The organism is Serratia rubidaea (assembly GCF_016026735.1).
GTDB lineage: Bacteria > Pseudomonadota > Gammaproteobacteria > Enterobacterales > Enterobacteriaceae > Serratia_B > Serratia_B rubidaea.
The window spans coordinates 4,064,364-4,080,782 of the sequence record NZ_CP065640.1 but is presented as its reverse complement, the minus strand read 5'-3'; the positions used below and the strand labels follow the sequence as shown (position 1 = coordinate 4,080,782).

Sequence of the window (16,419 nt, the reverse complement as noted above, 5' to 3'; positions counted from 1 at the left end):
GGACGGGCGCGGATGATACTTGATTGATATCAAGCAATTATATAGTAATCGGCTATCGCTGAGATAGGTTTTGGCAATGGTTCAGGGATATGGCGGCCGAAGCCGCCAAATTTCAGAATTTACTGAGGATTCAAGGCTCTACGGGTGCGGCCGGAACTCAGATAATCGGCGATGTAATCTTGCGAAATCTCCCCGCTGTAGCGGCCGTCTTCATCGACGATCGGCATCCATGAGGTGTTGTGCTCATACAGCTTCGACAGCACCACGCGCAGGTTCTCTTCGGCTTTGCCGTGCACGCGGAAGTGGTGAATGGCGTCGGCGCAGACGCCCTCTGCGCCGCGCGCCTCGCGGCGTTTGACGTAGCCCAGCGGCTTGCCGTCGTCGTCCACCACGGTCACCGAACGCGCATCGTTATCATCCATCAGGGCAAACGCGTCGGCCAGCGAGGTGGATTTACGCACCGTCACGGTCGGCTGCTGGTCGGTGACGTCGCCGGCCTGCACCAGCAGCAGACGCTTCAGCGTGCGGTCCTGGCCGACAAACGAGGCGACAAACTCATTGGCCGGGCGCGCCAGCAGCTCGTCCGCGCTGGCGTTCTGCACGATTTTGCCCTGGCGGAACACGGCGATGCGGTCGCCCAGTTTCAGCGCCTCATCAATGTCGTGGCTGACCAGCATCACGGTTTTTTTCAGCTGGCGCTGCATGTCGAGAAACTCATTCTGGATAGTTTCGCGGTTAATCGGGTCGACGGCGCCGAACGGTTCATCCATCAGCAGCACCGGCGGATCGGCCGCCAGCGCGCGGATCACCCCGATACGCTGCTGTTGGCCGCCGGACATCTCTTTCGGGTAGCGGCTGAGAAAACGCTTCGGGTCCAGCGCCACCATGCTCATCAGCTCTTCGGCGCGCGCGCGGCAGCGCTGTTTGTCCCAGCCCAGCATGCGCGGCACCACGGTGATGTTCTCCTCAATGGTCATATTGGGGAACAGGCCGATTTGCTGGATCACATAGCCGATATTGCGTCGCAGGGTGACGGTGTCCAGCCCCTCGGTGTCCTCGCCGTTAATCAGGATTTTACCGCTGGTCGGCATAATCAGGTGGTTGATCATCTTCAGCGTGGTGGTTTTGCCGCAGCCGGAAGGGCCGAGCAGCACGCAGATTTCGCCGGCCGGCACTTCCAGATTGACGTTATCGACGGCGTTGAACGCTTTACCGTTCTTCTGCACGAACTGTTTGGTCAGGTTTTCTAATTTAATCATCAGCGGATCCCCTTGGGCGTGAGGGCAATTTGTAAGCGGTGCAGCAGCCAGTCAAGCACGATCGCCAGCAGGCTGATCATGACGGCGCCGGTAATCAGTTGGCGGATGTCGCTGCCGCTGATGCCGTTAAGCAGCAGCAGGCCGAGGCCGCCGGCGCCGATAACGGCGGCAATGGCCATCACGCCGATATTCATCACCACGGCGGTGCGGATACCGCCGAAAATCACCGGCAGCGCCACCGGAATTTCCACCCAGCGCAGCCGCTGCCAGAAGGTCATGCCGATGCCCTGGCCGGCCTCACGCAGGCCGCCGGGCAGGTTGTCCAGCGCGGTGTGGGTGTTGCGTACAATGGGCAGCAGCGAATAGAGGAACACCGCGGTGATCGCCGGCAGATAGCCGATACCGTGACCGATCAGCGAAAACAGCGGAATCATCAGGCCGAACAGCGCAATGGACGGAATGGTCAGCACGATGGTGGCCAGGCTGAGGATCGGCGTCGCCAGCCACTTATAGCGCACGATCAGCACGCCGAGCGGGACGCCGATCAGGATGGCCAGGCCGACGGCCAGCCCGACCAGCATCATATGTTCCAGCGTCAGACCGGCGATGTAGCCCCAGTTCTGCCATACATAGATTAAGGTTTGCATCATCTCTCCTTAAATCAGGCCCCGCTGCTGCAGGAACTCGCGGGCGACCTGCTGCGGCGTCTGATAGTCGATATCAACCTTGGCGTTCAGGCTGGTGATCACCGGGTTGGTCAGCTGCTGCGACAGGGTGTTGAGTGCTTTTTCCAGCCCCGGGGTGTTTTTCAGCACGTCGGCGCGCACCACCGGGGTGACCGCGTAGCTGGGGAAATAGCCCTTGTCGTCGTCCAGCACCTGCAGATCGAAGCCTTGCACCCGGCCGTCGGTGGTGTAGATCAGGCCGGCGTCGACAAAGCCGTCGCGGATGGCGTTATACACCAACCCCGGATCCATCTGACGGATCTGAGGGCGGTCGAGCGGCATGTTATACAGCGCCTGCAGCGGCTTCAGGCCGTCGGAGCGCCCGGCAAACTCCAGGTCCAGTCCGAGCAGCCAGTTATGATCGGGGTCATCCCGTCGCACCTGCTCGATTTTGGCCACCAGCTGCGACATGGTATGGATATTTTCCTTTTCGGCGCGTTTACGCTGCATGGCGAAGGCGTAGGTGTTGTTCATATCCGCCGGCTGCAGCCAGACCAGGCCGAGTTTGGCGTCGAGCTTTTTCACCGTGTCGTAGGTCTGCTGCGGCGTCATGCGCTCCTTGATATGGTTAAAGATAATCAGCGAGGTGCCGGTGTACTCCCAGGTCATATCGATCTGCTTATTGATCATCGCGTTGCGGGTGATGGTCGTAGCGAGGTTGGTTTTCGGCTCCACCTGGAAGCCTTTTGCACGCAGGTACTGCACCGTGATTTCCGACAGAATGCGCTGTTCGGTAAAGTTTTTGCTGGCCAGCACCAGCGGGGCGCTCCAACCGGCGCCGCTCAACAGCAGCAGCGTGCCGAGCAGCGCCGCTTTCAGCCAAGGGGTCATGGTGTTCTCCTTCAGGATGCGGTGTGCGGACTGAGCCAGCGGCCCAGTCCGGCCAGCGCCAGATCGAGCAGCAGCGCAATCAGCGCGGTGGCGGCGGCGCCAAGGATCAGGGTCGGGAAATCGTTGAGATAGATGCCCGGGAAGATCAGTTCGCCGTAGCTGCTGGCGCCGATCAGGAAGGCCAGCGGCGCGGTGCCGACGTTAATCGCCATTGCAATGCGGATACCGGCCATGATCACCGGCAGCGCGTTGGGCAGTTCAACCCGGCGCAGGCGCTGGGAGGTCGTCATGCCGATGCCGTTGGCCGCCTCCAGCAGCGGCGCCGGTACGGAAATCAGCCCGGAATAGGTATTGCGCACGATGGGCAGCAGCGACGCCAGAAACAGCGCCACCACCGCCGGCTTGTCGCCGATGCCGACGATCACCATCGCCAGCGCCAGCACCGCCAGCGGCGGCAGGGTGTTGCCGACGTTGAAAATCTGCATCACGTATTCGGCCCAACGGCGGGCGAAGGGGCGGCTGAGCACAATGCCGCTGGGAATGCCGACCAGCAGCGCTAGCAGCATGGAGCAGAACACCAGGAACATATGCTGCTCGCCGAGATAGATCAGATCGACCTGACGCGCTTTTATCGTCTCCCAGCCGATGCCGTAAATCAGCAGGGCGATCACGGTCAGCAACAGCAGGCCGCCGAGAACAAAGCGCCGTTGGTGCGCTGAGGTAGTCATGTGGTGCGTCCTCCGTAGTGTGTAACGCCGGTAATAGGGCGCAGTGACGCGCGAGTGCGACCCACACGACGGTGGGGTGCCAAACGGGCGTATCGCATTAAAAATGGTGTTATTGGGCAGAAGGCGGCCTCGTCCATGCATTACGCAGAGTGCTGTCCCAATAAGGCTTTAAAATCAATTGCTAATACTGATTTTAAACATTACGAAAGTTGCCGGGACGCGCGGCGTCCGGCTGATTCAAGGTATAACATCCTGTTGTTTTGCTTGACAAGTTTTGCCAGCGAAATCAGGCGATTGAATTTAACAATTTTTTTACCTTAGCCCGCATGACAGCTAGCCGCAGGCGTTAATGAAAAAAATTACTCCGGTTTATGTTACGCTGTCACAAAATGTCCAATTGATGCCTTTTTGACCCACCGAGATCGCAGAGCTGACAGCCCGCCGGCGGGTTGACGTTTTGCGCTGATATACTTGACCCTTATTGCCTCACACTTGCGGATTGACTGACTGAATAATGACCAATGACCTCTTTGCCACCAGAGTGGCGCACCGGCCGCTGATTCTGATCGCCTGTATGCTGGCGATGTTTATGTCGGCGATTGAAGCCACCATTGTGGCGACCGCCATGCCGACCATTATCGCCGATCTGGGCGGCTTCTCGCTGCTCGGCTGGGTGTTTGCGGTTTATCTGCTGACCCAGGCGATCACCATTCCGATTTATGGCCGGCTGGCTGACCTCTACGGCCGCAAACGGGTCTTTTTCTTTGGCGCCGCGCTGTTTCTGCTGGGCTCCATCCTGTGCGGCTTCTCGCCGAATATGTACTGGCTGATCGGCTTCCGCCTGTTGCAGGGGTTGGGCGCCGGGGCGGTGATGCCGATTGCCACCACCATCATCGGCGATGTCTACGGCCCCGACGAGCGGCCGAAAGTGATGGGCTACCTGTCCAGCGTGTGGGGCTTTTCCGCCATTATCGGCCCGCTGCTGGGGGCGTTTATCGTCGAACATCTGCCGTGGGCGCTGGTGTTCTGGGTCAATCTGCCGATCGGCCTGCTGGCAATGGCGCTGCTGGCGCGCTATCTGCCCTCCGGCGAGCGGGTGCGCAACCATGCGCTGGACTGGGCGGGCACCGCCTGGATGACGCTGTTCGTCGCCAGCCTGCTGCTGGCGCTGCTGCAGGCGGATACACTGGGGATCTGGGTGGCGCCGATGCTGCTGCTGGCGGCGTTGTCGCTGTGGCTGCTGGTGCGTCAGGAACGGCGCGCGCCGGAGCCGCTGTTTCCGCTGGCGCTGTGGCGCAGCCGGGTGATCGTCGCCGGCAACGTCGGCGGCCTGGCGATCGGCGCGGCGATGATGGGCATCAGCGCCTTCCTGCCCACCTTTATTCAGGGGGCTATGGGCGGCTCGCCGCTGCAGGCCGGCACCACGCTGGCGCTGATGTCGATAGGCTGGCCGCTGGCCAGCACCTTCAGCGGCCGGCTGATGCTGCTGACCTCCTACCGCACCACGGCGCTGCTGGGGGCCGGGCTGCTGGTTGCCGGCGGGGCAATTTTGCTGCTGCTGCAGCCGGACGGCGGCTTGCTGTGGGGACGGGTGGCGGCATTTATGGTCGGCGCCGGGATGGGGCTGTGCAACACCACCTTTCTGGTGTCGGTGCAAAACGCCGCACATCACAGCATTCGCGGCATCGCCACCGCCTGTACGGTATTTACCCGCATGATGGGTTCGGCGATCGGCACCGCGATTCTCGGCGCGACGCTGAATATCAATCTGCAGCTGCGTCTGCCGCAGGTGGCCGATCCGGTACAGCAGCTGATGGATCCGGCGCGGCGGGCGGCGCTGGATGCCGAGGCGCTGGGGGCGTTAAGCCATCAGGTGGCGCTGTCGCTGCACTGGGTATTTCTGGTGTCGGCGCTGGTGTCGCTGTGCGCACTGGGCGCCGCGCTGCTGGTGCCGGCGCATCAGCGGCCGCAGAGCGAAGAGGGAGAGGTGGAGCAGGTATAACGGGAAGCGGGCGCAGCATGCCTGCGCCCGTAAGCGGTTATTGCGGTGCGTTGGCATCCTGGCTGGTGCCGGTGGCCGCCGCATCGCTGCCGTCATCGCCGTTGGCGAGGCGGGTGTAGACAATTTTCTGTGTGTCGTTTTCGCAATGGCCGACTACCTGACCACCGGCCTGGTCAGCCTGATCGTTAGGGACGATATCCAGCTTGAAGCCGGATTCCGGTACGCCGTTGGCGATAATTTTCTGCGAAATTTCCGCCTTCACGCTTTCGCATGAGGCAAGGGCCGCCAGCGGTGCCGAGGCCAATAACAGTGCACTCAGTATCAGCGCTTTTTTCATCATTCTGTCCTTGGTTGAGAATGAATTTCCTTTATCAGGATAGCAGTTGCCGCTGCGAAACTTAACGCCTAACCCGCGGTGGCGGGCGGTTTAAGGATTAATCCGACGGCCGGTGGTGCGGTCAAGGCATTTCAGCGTTGACGGCTCCCAATAGGCGTTGACGTTCAGGCTGTCGTTGCAGCGGTCTTCATCGTCCGCCGCGCGGTCCAGCTTGTCGAAGTCTTTCTCCACGCGGGTATTCACCTTATGGCGCAGGCTGCGGGTGTCGTTCCACTGCTCTTTGCTCTGGCGTGCGTTTTCGTTGGACATGGCGGTGCCGCCGTTGCCGTCAACGGTGACGCAGGTACTGCCCTGGGTGCAGCTGGCGGCCAGCGCCGGCAGTTGCCAGGCGCCAGCCAGCGCCAATGCCGCGACCGGCAGCATCCTGCGCAGCAGTCGTTGGGAGAAAAGTGATTTCATCTTGTTATCCTTATGAGTTAGTGTTGCGACGCCGGGCGATCCGGCACCTGACACGCGCTCGATGAGCGTTTGGTTAATAATAACACTGCGCGCTTGTCAGACACCAGCCAGGCGCACTTTTCGTTTACCTTTCGGAGAGCTCAGCACGCCATGTTAAAAACCACCTTGCTCTTTTTCGCTACCGCGCTGGCGGAGATCGTCGGCTGCTTCCTGCCGTATTTATGGCTGAAAAAGGGGGCGAGCGCCTGGCTGCTGCTGCCGGCGGCGCTGAGCCTGATGGCCTTCGTCTGGCTGCTGACGCTGCATCCGGCGGCCAGCGGCCGGGTGTATGCGGCCTACGGCGGCGTATACGTGGCGACCGCGCTGCTGTGGCTGCGGGTGGTGGACGGCGTAAGGCTGACGGCGTTCGACTGGCTGGGAGCCGGAGTGGCGCTGGCGGGGATGCTGATTATCGTGGCCGGCTGGCGGGCGGCCTGAGGAACGGCGGCAGGCAGCGCCTGCCGCGTGAGGATCAGGCGTCGCGGTGGACGCTCAGCCCGGCGAAGGACTGGCTGACCGGCATAATTTCCAGCGTATTGATATTGACGTGGGACGGCAGCGTCGCCACCCAATACACCGAATCGGCGATATCCTGCGGCGTCAGGGCGTTGGCGCCCTGATAGGTGCGGTCCACCTTGTCATCGTCGCCTTTAAAGCGCACGTTGGAAAACTCGGTGCCGCCCACCAGGCCCGGCTCGATATCGGTTACGCGCAGGCGCGTGCCCTGCAGATCGGCGCGCAGGCCGAGGCTGAACTGCTTGACGAACGCCTTGGTGGCGCCGTACACGTTGCCGCCGGCATACGGCCAGTTGGCGGCGACAGAACCGATATTGATCACGTGGCCGACGTTGCGCTCCACCATCGCCGGCAGCAGCTCACGGGTCATATTGACCAGCCCTTTGGTGTTGGTGTCGATCATGGTTTCCCAGTCATCGGCGTTGGCCTTGTGCGCCGGCTCCAGACCCAGCGCCAGCCCGGCGTTATTCACCAGCACGTCCACCTGACGCCACTGCGGCGGCAGGGCGGCGATGGCCTGGTGGATGGCGGCGCGGTTGCGCACGTCAAGCTGTACGATATGCAGGGCGTCGCCCAGCTCATCCTTCAGGCTTTCCAGCCGGTCGATGCGGCGGCCGCTGGCAATCACCTGATGGCCTTGTTGAACAAATTTACGTGCAATCGCCTCGCCAAAACCGGCGGTGGCGCCGGTAACAAAAATAATCATCCCACTGTTCCTCAACTGTTTTTACCCATGTCTGTATGTATGATTAGCATATTCCACACCGCCGCGGCAAAGGAAGATGACGCGATGGCGTGCCGCCGGGCAGCGCATTATTCGCTGGACGGCGGGATATGGTAGACCAGACAGTCGTACTTGATATTTTCGCGGCGGCCGTTGAGTTGGCCGCCCAGCGATTCGGCCAGTCGCCGGCTGGGGAGGTTTTGCTCCGCCACCGGATAGATAAAGTAATGGGGCCGGTAGCGTTCGCCGGCCCAGCGGGCGATCGCCTGCAGCAGTTCGCGGCCGTAGCCCTGATGGTGCTGGTCTTCTTTGATCCACAGACCCAGCTCCGGCGTCGGCGAGCGCAGATTGTGCACACCGCCCATGCCGACAAAGCGCTTGTCTTCGCGCCGGCGGGCGACAAAAAAGATCTCTTCCCCTTCACGCATCAGCGGCAGCCAGCCCTGCCAGACCTCGGCAAACGCCTCGGCGGAGGGTTCCGGCTCAAAACTCATAAAGCGGGTCAGGGTCGGTGTAATTGCCTGGTAAACCTCATCGGCGTCGGCTGCGCTAAAAGGGGTAAGCAACAGCCGTTCGCTGTTTACGCGGCACTGAGAAAGGTCACTGTGAATCATTATTCTTACCTCGCTTTTCAGGCCTGAATGGCAAACAATCCGCCGGGCTGACGCCGGGCGGATCGTCGATACTACGTGGATTATCAGCCGATGCGAACCCTTTTTGACCGGCGCCGGGAAAAAGGGCACAAAGCGTGCGGTTAACCGCGTTTGGCGCTCTCCGGCGCCGCAACGGGCGGCGTTTGCCGGCGGATTTCATTACCGGCTTCGGCCGTCAGGCCGAAGCTGTCGACCACCGACAGCAGCGCAATGCCGCCGATCACCACAAACGCCAGCTGGAAGTTGGCCAGCGGGATCGCGTCGCCCGCCGGCGGGAACCAGATCTCCGCCAGCCGCAGAACCAGCGCTCCCACCGCGATGCCCAGCCCGCCGCCCATCTGCTGCGCCACGTTGAACAGCGTATTGGCGTCGTTCATCTTGCTTTGCGGCACTTCAGAGAACGCCAGCGTATTGAGCGCGGTGAACTGCATGGAGCGCGTCAGGCCGCTGACGAACAGCAGGGCGATAATCAGCCACACCGGCGTCGTCGGCGTCAGCAGCGCGCAGCCGAAGATGGCGGCGGCGTTGAGCAGGCCGTTGACCATCAGGGTGGTGCGGAAATTGAAGCGGTACAAAATGGCGGAGGTAAAGGGCTTCATCGCCAGATTACCGGCAAACACCGCCAGCACCAGCAGGCCGGCCTCAAAGGCGCTCAGGCCGAAGCCGATCTGGAACAGCAGCGGCAGCAGGAAGGGCACCGCGCCGATCGCCAGCCGGAACAGCGTGCCGCCCCAAATCGTGACGGCGTAACTTTTTACCCGCATCGCCCACAGATTGATCAGCGGGGCGGCGTGTCGTTTGGCGTGGCGCACCGCCAGCGCGCCGACCGCCAGGCTGGCGGCGATGCACAGCAGCGGCACCAGCCAGGACAGCTGCGGATGGTTGATCAGATCCAGGCCGAACATCAGGCCAAAGCAGGCAATGCCGGTCAGCACAAATCCCAGGCCGTCAAACGGCGCGCGCGTCTGCTGCGCCTCATCCGGGATCAGCCGCCAGGCCAGCGGCAGCGCCAGCAGTCCCAGCGGCAGGTTGAGGATAAAGATCCAGTGCCACGAGGCGTAGGTGGTAATAAAGCCGCCGACCGGCGGCCCGAGGATCGGCGCCACCAGTCCGGGCCAGGTAATGGTGGCGATAGCTTTAATCAAACCGCTTTTGTCGGTGTTGCGCAGCACCGCCAGCCGGCCCACCGGCACCATCAGCGCACCGCCGAAGCCCTGCAGGATACGGGCGGCGGTAAAGGTAATCAGGTCCGCGCTCAGCGCGCACAGCACCGAGGCCAGCGTAAAGATGACAATCGCCGCCGAAAAGACGCGGCGCGCGCCAAAGCGGTTGGCGATCCAGCCGCTGGCGGGGATAAACACCGTCAGGGTGAGGATATAGGCGACAATGCCGATATTCATATCCACCGGTTGTACGCCGAACGCGGTCGCCATCTGCGGCAGCGCGGTGACAATCACCGTACCGTCGAGGTTCTCCATAAAAAATGCGCCCGCCACCAGCAGCGGCAGTGCGCCGACGCGTGAAAAAGCGCTCATGGCAGAGCATCCTGAGTAGAACTGCGGTGATTCGGCATAACGACAACCCAGTGGCGTAGACATTGGTACAGACAAGAGGGTGAGCATAGCGCAATGCGCCATTGTTAAAAAGTGGTTAATAAAATGAAGGCATCTTTTGAGAATTACCGTAAATTCGCGCGCAGGATTGCCGATGGACAAGCGCACGGGGAGCCTGCCTGCGCCAACGTTTTGGCCTCTGCCTGCTGATGGTGCAGCACGGTGTGAATCGCGGTTGACTGAGCAGAAACGTTAACGCGTCGGATAAATGACAATACCCGGAGCCGCTGGCCGCACGGTGAGAATAATGGTTGCGCAACAATGGTGCAGAGCAATATTTAACAAATAAAGGCAAACGGTTGCTATTTAACCGCAACCGTTTGCCTGGGCGGGTGATATTTAGACCGTTTTTTCATGCAGCATTGGAGTTAATTTAATTGATTGTTTTATATGCTTTTATTCTATTTTCGGCATGCTGGCATGGCGATTGCTATCTTTAATTTATCGCCTGTAATTGATGATAAATGCGCCATGTATTAACCGGTGAAATACTTTTGCCGCCGGTTGCGCCGTGCGCGCCAGAAAAATAGGAACGGCATTATGAGCATGCAATTTACCCACGCCATTCGTGGCAATTTTTTCGATATCGCCGCCTGCGTGGAACAGCCGGATCAACTCGCCCCCCAGCTGCGGCACCGGCCGGACGGCCTGCTGCTGCTGAATCAGGGGCGCATCGCGTGGTTCGGCGAGTGGCAGCAGGGCGCAGCGCTGCTGCCGGCCGGCACGGCGGTGACGGATTATCGCGATAAACTGGTGGTGCCGGGGTTTGTCGACTGCCACATTCATTACCCGCAAACTGAAATGATCGGCGCCTACGGCGACCAGCTGCTGGGCTGGCTGCAGCGCTATACCTTCCCGGTCGAGGGACGTTTTAGCGACGCCGAGCATGCCGAGAATATCTCCGCATTCTTCCTGCAGCAGCTGTTAAGCAACGGCACCACCACGGCGCTGGTGTTCGCCACCGTGCATCCGCAGTCGGTCGACGCGCTGTTCAGTCAGGCGGCGGCGCTGAATATGCGGCTGATTGCCGGCAAGGTGATGATGGATCGCCATGCGCCTGAGGGGCTGCTGGAAACGCCGGAACAGAGCTACCGGCAAACCCGGGCGCTGATCCGCCGCTGGCACGGCAGGCAGCGGCTGGGCTATGCCCTGACGCCGCGTTTCGCGCCCACCTGTTCCCCGCAGCTGCTGGCGCAGGTGCAGCGCCTGCGCCAGGAGTTTCCCGACGTCTGGCTGCATACCCACCTGAGCGAGAACCGCGATGAAGTGGCCTGGGTAAAAGAACTGTTTCCGCAGCATCGCAACTATCTGGATGTTTACCACCATTACGGGCTGACCGGCGAGAAAAGCGTCTTCGCCCACTGCCTGCACCTGGAAGACGCAGAGTGGCAGTGCCTGTGCGATACCCGTTCGTCGATCGCCTTCTGCCCGACGTCCAACCTGTTCCTCGGCAGCGGGCTGTTTAAGCTGCAGCAGGCCTGGCGGCGGCGGGTCCGACTCGGCATCGGCAGCGACGTCGGGGCCGGCACCACCTTTAATATGCTGCAGACGCTGGGCGAAGCCTACAAGGTGGCGCAGTTGCAGGATTACAAACTGGCGGCCGGCGAAGCCTTCTATCACGCCACGCTGGGCGGCGCGCGCGCGTTGGCGCTGGACGACCATATCGGCAACTTTGACGTCGGCAAAGAGGCGGATTTCGTGGTGCTTGATCCGGCGGTGTCGCCGCTGCAGCAGCTGCGCTATGCCAACAGCCGCACGCTGGATGAAGTGCTGTTTATGCTGATGACGCTTGGCGACGATCGCAACCTGTATCGCACCTATGTGGACGGCAAGGTGGTGTTTCAGGCGCCGCAGCGGCAGGAGGCGGCATGATCCAGTTTCTGCTGAACGACACGCTGAAAAGCGAACGGCTCGATCCGAATACCACGGTGCTGCAGTATCTGCGCCGCCATCTGCGGCGCTGCGGCACCAAAGAGGGCTGCGCCTCCGGCGACTGCGGGGCGTGCACCGTGGTGCTGGCGGAGGCCGACGGCGAGCGGCTGCGCTACCGCAGCGTCAACGCCTGTCTGACCTTTGTCAGCGCGCTGCACGGCAAACAGCTGCTGACCGTTGAGGATCTGCGCGAGAAGGGACAGCTGCACGCGGTGCAGCAGGCGATGGTGGACTGCCACGGCTCGCAGTGCGGCTTTTGTACGCCGGGGTTTGTGATGTCGCTGTTCTGTCTGCAAAAGAACAGCGACGGCTACCGGCGCGAGCAGGCCCTGCAGGCGCTGGCGGGCAACCTGTGCCGCTGCACCGGCTACCGGCCGATTATGGCGGCGGCGCAGCAGGCCTGTACGACCAGCGCGCCGGACCAGTTCGACGCCCGTCAGGCAGCAACGCTGGCGCGTCTGCGGCAGATCCCCGCCGCCGCGGAGACGGTCTGCGGCGGCAAACGCTGCCTGATGCCGCAGACGCTGGACCAGCTGGCGCAGTGCTATCAGCAGTATCCGCAGGCGAAACTGCTGGCCGGCGGCACCGATCTGGCGCTGGAGGTGACGCAGCGCCACCAGGATCTGCCGCTGATCATCGCCATCGGCCAGCTTGCCGAACTGCGACAGATTGAACGGGGCGAGCGGCTGCGCATCGGCGCCGGCGTTACGCTGAGCGAACTCTACCGGGCGCTGGCGGAGGAACACCCGGCGCTGGGGGCGCTGCTGCAGCGTTTCGCCTCGCAGCAAATCCGCAATCAGGGCACGCTGGGCGGCAATATCGCCAACGCCTCGCCGATCGGCGACGGCGCGCCGCTGCTGCTGGCGCTGAATGCGGTGCTGACGCTGCGCCGCGGCGCGCAGCGGCGCGATCTGCCGCTGGACGATTTCTTCCTCGGTTACCGGCAGACGGCGCTGCAGCCGGGGGAGTTTATCGAAAGCATCCAGCTGCCGGCGTCGTTCCCGGCGGATCTGCGCGTCTGGAAGGTCTCGAAGCGGCTGGAAGATGATATCTCCGCGGTGTGCGGCGCCTTTAACCTGCAGATTGAAGACGGCAGGGTGCGGACGGCGCGCATCGCCTTCGGCGGCATGGCCGCCACGCCGAAACGGGCCGCAGCCTGCGAACGGGCGCTGCTTGGCGCACGCTGGGAGCACAACAGCGTGGAGCGGGCGGCGCAGGCGCTGACGCTGGATTTCACCCCGCTGAGCGACTTCCGCGCCAGCGGCGCCTACCGCATGTTGGTGGCGCAAAACCTGCTGCGCCGCTATTTCATCGCGCTGAGCGCGCCGGCCACCGCCATTGAGGTAACCAGCCATGAGTAACCGATCCCAGACAGAACGCAGCCAGGCCGAGCTGGCCGCACTGTTCGCCGGCGCGGCGCGCGGCGGCGTTGGCCGCAGTCAGCAGCACGAAAGCGCCGACAAGCACGTCAGCGGCGAGGCGCAGTACATTGATGACCGGCTGGAGTACCCGCGCCAGCTGCATCTGGCCGCGCGGCTGAGCGACCGCGCGCATGCGAAGATTCTGGCGCTGGACAGCAGCGCCTGCGCGCAGTTTCCCGGCGTGGTGCGGGTGATGACCTGGCAGGACGTGCCGGGAGAGCTGGATATCGCCGCGCTGACCGAGGGCGACCCGCTGCTGGCCAGAGATCGGGTCGAATACGTCGGTCAGGTGGTGGCGGTGGTGGCGGCGGAGGATGAAGAGACCGCCTGGCGCGCGGCGCAGGCGATCGTTATCGATTATCAGGATCTGCCGGCGCGGCTGGACGTTGAGCAGTCATACCGCAATGGCTGGTTGGTGCAGGAGAGCCACTGCCACCGTCGCGGCGACGCGGAGGCGGCGCTGGCGCGCGCCCGGCACCGGCTGCAGGGCGAGCTGCGTATCGGCGGCCAGGAGCATTTTTATCTGGAAACCCAGATCTCCGCGGTGGTGCCCGGCGAGGACGGCGGCATACAGGTCTACTCCTCCACCCAGAACCCGAGCGAAGTGCAAAAACTGGTGGCGTCGGTGCTGGCGCTGCCGCTGCATAAGGTGACGGTCGATACCCGGCGCATGGGCGGCGGCTTCGGCGGTAAGGAGACGCAGGCCGCCGGGCCGGCGTGCCTGTGCGCGCTGGCGGCGCACCTGACCGGCCGGCCGGCGAAGATGCGCCTTAACCGCCGCGACGACATGATGATCACCGGTAAGCGCCATCCGTTCTATATTCACTATGACGTAGGGTTTGACGATCGCGGCCTGCTGAGCGGCATTAAAATCGACCTCGCGGGCAACTGCGGCTATTCACTCGATCTCTCCGGTTCGATCGTCGATCGTGCGATGTTCCACGCCGATAACGCCTATTTTCTGCAGGACGTGGTGATCACCGGCCACCGCTGCCAGACCCACACCGCATCCAACACCGCCTACCGCGGCTTTGGCGGCCCGCAGGGCATGATGGCGATTGAGAACATTATGGACGTCATCGCCCGCCATCTGGCGCTGGACCCGCTGACGGTGCGCAAAACCAACTATTACCGGCAGAAAACGCGCAATGTGACCCACTATCAGCAGCCGGTAGGCCAGAACCTGCTGGCGGAGATCACCCGGCGGCTGGAGCACAGCGCCGACTACCGGGCGCGCCGCGCGGCGGTGCGGGAATTCAATGCGCGCAGTCCGCTGCTGAAGAAGGGACTGGCGCTGACGCCGGTGAAGTTCGGCATTTCATTTACCGCCAGCTTCCTCAATCAGGCCGGGGCGCTGCTGCTGATCTATACCGACGGCAGCATGCAGCTGAACCACGGCGGCACGGAAATGGGCCAGGGCCTGAACACCAAGGTGGCGCAGATCGTGGCCGAGGTGTTCCAGGTGGATATCGCGCGGATTCAGATCACCGCCACCGACACCGGCAAAGTGCCGAACACCTCGCCGACGGCGGCTTCGTCCGGCACCGATCTGAACGGCAAAGCGGCGGAGAACGCCGCGCTGACCATCAAACAGCGGCTGATTGACATGCTGGTGCAACACTATCGGGTGCCGGCGCGGCAGATCGCATTCAGCAACGGCCAGGTGCGGGTCGGCGAGCGCTATTTCAGTTTTGAACAGGTGGTGCAGCTGGCCTATCTGCAGCAGGTTTCCCTGTCCAGCACCGGCTATTACCGCACGCCGCAGATTTTTTACCATCGCGAGGCCGGCGTCGGGCATCCATTTTATTATTTCGCCTACGGCGCGGCCTGTTCAGAAGTGTTGATCGATACGCTGACCGGCGAATATCAGCTGCTGCGCGCCGATATTCTGCATGACGTCGGCGACTCGCTGAACCCGGCGATTGATATCGGGCAAATCGAAGGGGGATTCGTGCAGGGCATGGGCTGGCTGACCTGCGAGGAGCTGGTGTGGGATGAGCAGGGACGGCTGCTGACCAACGGGCCGGCCAGCTACAAGATCCCGGCGATTGGCGACGTGCCGGCCGATCTGCGGGTGTCGCTGCTGGAAAACCGCCGCAATCCGCAGCAGACGGTCTTTCGTTCCAAAGCGGTGGGCGAGCCGCCGTTTATGCTGGCGATATCAGTCTGGTGCGCCATCAAGGATGCGGTCGCCAGCCTGAGCGATTACCGGCGTCAGCCGGATATCGATGCGCCGGCCACGCCGGAGCGGGTGCTGTGGGGCGTACAGCAGATGCTTTCAGGTGACAGTGTCACTCAAAATCGGCGGGAGGGCGACGATGGAACACTGGATTGATGCGTTGGCCGCGCTGCGGCGGCGCGGTGAACCCTGCGTGCTGGTCACCGTGATTGATGAACATGGCTCCGTACCGCGCAACCGCGGTGCGAAAATGCTGGTGACCGCCGAACAGGCGCTGGACACCATCGGCGGCGGCCATCTGGAGTTTCAGGCGCTGGAAATTGCCCGCGCCATGCTGCAGCGCGGCGAATCGGCGCTGCGGCTGGAAAGCTTCCCGCTGGCCGCGCGGCTGGGGCAGTGCTGCGGCGGCCACGTCCGCGTGCTGTTTGAGCCGCAGAACGCGGCGCGGCCGCTGGTGGCGCTGTTTGGCGCCGGCCACGTCGGCTGCGCGCTGGCGCAGATCCTGGCGACGCTGCCGCTGCAGGTACGCTGGCTCGACAGCCGGGCGCAGCAGTTTCCGCCGCAGGTGGCCGCCAATATTACGCCGCAGCCGTGTGAGGATCTGCCGGCGGCGGTCGATGACATGCCGCCGGGTTGCCTCTATATTGTGATGACCCACGATCACGGCCTGGATCTGGCGCTGGCGGAGCGTATTCTAAAGCGTAACGATGCGGCCTATTTCGGCCTGATCGGTTCCCTGACCAAGCGCAGGCGTTTCGAGTATCAGCTCGGCATGCGCGGCGTAGCGCCCGCGGCGCTGGCGCAGATGCGCTGCCCGCTGGGGCTGTCGGAGGTGAAGGGCAAACTGCCGGCGGAAATCGCCGTGGCGGTGGCCGGCGAAGTGATCGCCCATTACGCCAGTGCGCAGCGCTAATCAGTTGTTTTTGCTGAATCTGCCAACTGCGCCTAAGCTTGGATGGCATTGGGGAAGTATGCTTCCCCGCACCCTACATGGAGGAGTT

15 protein-coding genes are annotated in these 16,419 nt (G+C 62.6%); 6 read left to right on the top strand and 9 right to left on the bottom strand.

Features of this window, described 5'->3' with window-relative positions; all coding sequences use genetic code 11:
- Positions 1-119 precede the first annotated feature (119 nt).
- From osmV to I6G83_RS19165, 4 genes are read right to left on the bottom strand one after another with little or no spacing between them, the layout of a single operon-like run.
- Complete coding sequence (gene osmV / locus I6G83_RS19180) at positions 120-1,259, bottom strand: osmoprotectant ABC transporter ATP-binding protein OsmV (RefSeq protein WP_054305615.1); 1,140 nt, start codon at positions 1,257-1,259, stop codon at positions 120-122.
- Positions 1,259-1,906 (bottom strand): osmoprotectant ABC transporter permease OsmW, encoded by a 648-nt coding sequence (gene osmW / locus I6G83_RS19175; RefSeq protein WP_015672467.1) that lies wholly within the window; start codon positions 1,904-1,906, stop codon positions 1,259-1,261. The genes osmV and osmW overlap by 1 nt, the downstream gene beginning before the upstream one ends.
- Positions 1,907-1,915: 9 nt before the next feature.
- Positions 1,916-2,815, bottom strand: coding sequence for a glycine betaine ABC transporter substrate-binding protein (locus tag I6G83_RS19170; protein ID WP_054305616.1), 900 nt, complete (start codon positions 2,813-2,815; stop codon positions 1,916-1,918).
- 11 nt (positions 2,816-2,826) lie between these two features.
- Entirely contained in the window at positions 2,827-3,543 is a 717-nt protein-coding gene (locus I6G83_RS19165; RefSeq protein WP_054305617.1) for an ABC transporter permease, read from the bottom strand.
- Positions 3,544-4,057: 514 nt separating this feature from the next.
- Here I6G83_RS19165 and I6G83_RS19160 point away from each other — a divergent pair.
- The gene (locus tag I6G83_RS19160; protein WP_054305618.1) at positions 4,058-5,545 is read left to right on the top strand and encodes an MDR family MFS transporter; all 1,488 of its coding nucleotides are present in this window, start codon (positions 4,058-4,060) and stop codon (positions 5,543-5,545) included.
- A 37-nt stretch (positions 5,546-5,582) separates the two neighbouring features.
- On the opposite strand, the gene I6G83_RS19155 is transcribed toward I6G83_RS19160, so the two are convergent.
- On the bottom strand, positions 5,583-5,882 hold the full coding sequence (locus I6G83_RS19155) for a DUF1161 domain-containing protein (RefSeq protein ID WP_054305697.1): 300 nt from the start codon (positions 5,880-5,882) through the stop codon (positions 5,583-5,585).
- Positions 5,883-5,972: 90 nt separating this feature from the next.
- Complete coding sequence (locus tag I6G83_RS19150; protein WP_054305619.1) at positions 5,973-6,341, bottom strand: DUF1283 family protein; 369 nt, start codon at positions 6,339-6,341, stop codon at positions 5,973-5,975.
- A gap of 150 nt (positions 6,342-6,491) precedes the next feature.
- On the opposite strand from I6G83_RS19150, the gene I6G83_RS19145 reads away from it, so the two are divergent.
- Positions 6,492-6,818, top strand: a complete 327-nt coding sequence (locus I6G83_RS19145) for a YnfA family protein (RefSeq protein ID WP_015672461.1) — start codon at positions 6,492-6,494, stop codon at positions 6,816-6,818.
- Positions 6,819-6,852: 34 nt separating this feature from the next.
- On the opposite strand, the gene ydfG is transcribed toward I6G83_RS19145, so the two are convergent.
- The 3 genes from ydfG to I6G83_RS19130 form a co-directional block, all read right to left on the bottom strand.
- Positions 6,853-7,602, bottom strand: coding sequence for a bifunctional NADP-dependent 3-hydroxy acid dehydrogenase/3-hydroxypropionate dehydrogenase YdfG (ydfG, locus tag I6G83_RS19140; RefSeq protein WP_054305620.1), 750 nt, complete (start codon positions 7,600-7,602; stop codon positions 6,853-6,855).
- Between the two features lie 107 nt (positions 7,603-7,709).
- On the bottom strand, positions 7,710-8,234 hold the full coding sequence (locus tag I6G83_RS19135; protein WP_054305621.1) for a GNAT family N-acetyltransferase: 525 nt from the start codon (positions 8,232-8,234) through the stop codon (positions 7,710-7,712).
- A 140-nt stretch (positions 8,235-8,374) separates the two neighbouring features.
- Positions 8,375-9,808, bottom strand: coding sequence for an MFS transporter (locus I6G83_RS19130; protein ID WP_054305622.1), 1,434 nt, complete (start codon positions 9,806-9,808; stop codon positions 8,375-8,377).
- Positions 9,809-10,426: 618 nt separating this feature from the next.
- Here I6G83_RS19130 and guaD point away from each other — a divergent pair.
- Genes guaD through xdhC form a run of 4 tightly spaced genes read left to right on the top strand, consistent with a single transcriptional unit; the run spans position 10,427 to position 16,331 of the window.
- On the top strand, positions 10,427-11,758 hold the full coding sequence (gene guaD / locus I6G83_RS19125) for a guanine deaminase (RefSeq protein ID WP_054305623.1): 1,332 nt from the start codon (positions 10,427-10,429) through the stop codon (positions 11,756-11,758).
- A complete protein-coding gene (xdhA, locus tag I6G83_RS19120) occupies positions 11,755-13,179 on the top strand; it encodes a xanthine dehydrogenase small subunit (RefSeq protein WP_054305624.1) in 1,425 nt (474 codons plus the stop codon). The genes guaD and xdhA overlap by 4 nt, the downstream gene beginning before the upstream one ends.
- Positions 13,172-15,574, top strand: a complete 2,403-nt coding sequence (xdhB, locus tag I6G83_RS19115; RefSeq protein WP_054305625.1) for a xanthine dehydrogenase molybdopterin binding subunit — start codon at positions 13,172-13,174, stop codon at positions 15,572-15,574. Before xdhA ends, xdhB begins: the two co-directional genes overlap by 8 nt.
- Positions 15,558-16,331, top strand: coding sequence for a xanthine dehydrogenase accessory protein XdhC (gene xdhC, locus I6G83_RS19110; RefSeq protein ID WP_054305626.1), 774 nt, complete (start codon positions 15,558-15,560; stop codon positions 16,329-16,331). Before xdhB ends, xdhC begins: the two co-directional genes overlap by 17 nt.
- Positions 16,332-16,419 lie beyond the last annotated feature (88 nt).

Bases quoted from the DNA above. Each gene is read 5' to 3' on its own strand.
- osmV (WP_054305615.1), bottom strand. From the start codon at position 1,259: ATGATTAAATTAGAAAACCTGACCAAACAGTTCGTGCAGAAGAACGGT.
- I6G83_RS19155 (WP_054305697.1), bottom strand. From the start codon at position 5,882: ATGAAAAAAGCGCTGATACTGAGTGCACTGTTATTGGCCTCGGCACCG.
- I6G83_RS19135 (WP_054305621.1), bottom strand. From the start codon at position 8,234: ATGATTCACAGTGACCTTTCTCAGTGCCGCGTAAACAGCGAACGGCTG.
- I6G83_RS19170 (WP_054305616.1), bottom strand. From the start codon at position 2,815: ATGACCCCTTGGCTGAAAGCGGCGCTGCTCGGCACGCTGCTGCTGTTG.
- xdhC (WP_054305626.1), top strand. From the start codon at position 15,558: ATGGAACACTGGATTGATGCGTTGGCCGCGCTGCGGCGGCGCGGTGAA.
- xdhB (WP_054305625.1), top strand. From the start codon at position 13,172: ATGAGTAACCGATCCCAGACAGAACGCAGCCAGGCCGAGCTGGCCGCA.
- I6G83_RS19145 (WP_015672461.1), top strand. From the start codon at position 6,492: ATGTTAAAAACCACCTTGCTCTTTTTCGCTACCGCGCTGGCGGAGATC.
- osmW (WP_015672467.1), bottom strand. From the start codon at position 1,906: ATGCAAACCTTAATCTATGTATGGCAGAACTGGGGCTACATCGCCGGT.
- I6G83_RS19160 (WP_054305618.1), top strand. From the start codon at position 4,058: ATGACCAATGACCTCTTTGCCACCAGAGTGGCGCACCGGCCGCTGATT.
- I6G83_RS19165 (WP_054305617.1), bottom strand. From the start codon at position 3,543: ATGACTACCTCAGCGCACCAACGGCGCTTTGTTCTCGGCGGCCTGCTG.
- I6G83_RS19130 (WP_054305622.1), bottom strand. From the start codon at position 9,808: ATGAGCGCTTTTTCACGCGTCGGCGCACTGCCGCTGCTGGTGGCGGGC.
- guaD (WP_054305623.1), top strand. From the start codon at position 10,427: ATGAGCATGCAATTTACCCACGCCATTCGTGGCAATTTTTTCGATATC.
- I6G83_RS19150 (WP_054305619.1), bottom strand. From the start codon at position 6,341: ATGAAATCACTTTTCTCCCAACGACTGCTGCGCAGGATGCTGCCGGTC.
- ydfG (WP_054305620.1), bottom strand. From the start codon at position 7,602: ATGATTATTTTTGTTACCGGCGCCACCGCCGGTTTTGGCGAGGCGATT.
- xdhA (WP_054305624.1), top strand. From the start codon at position 11,755: ATGATCCAGTTTCTGCTGAACGACACGCTGAAAAGCGAACGGCTCGAT.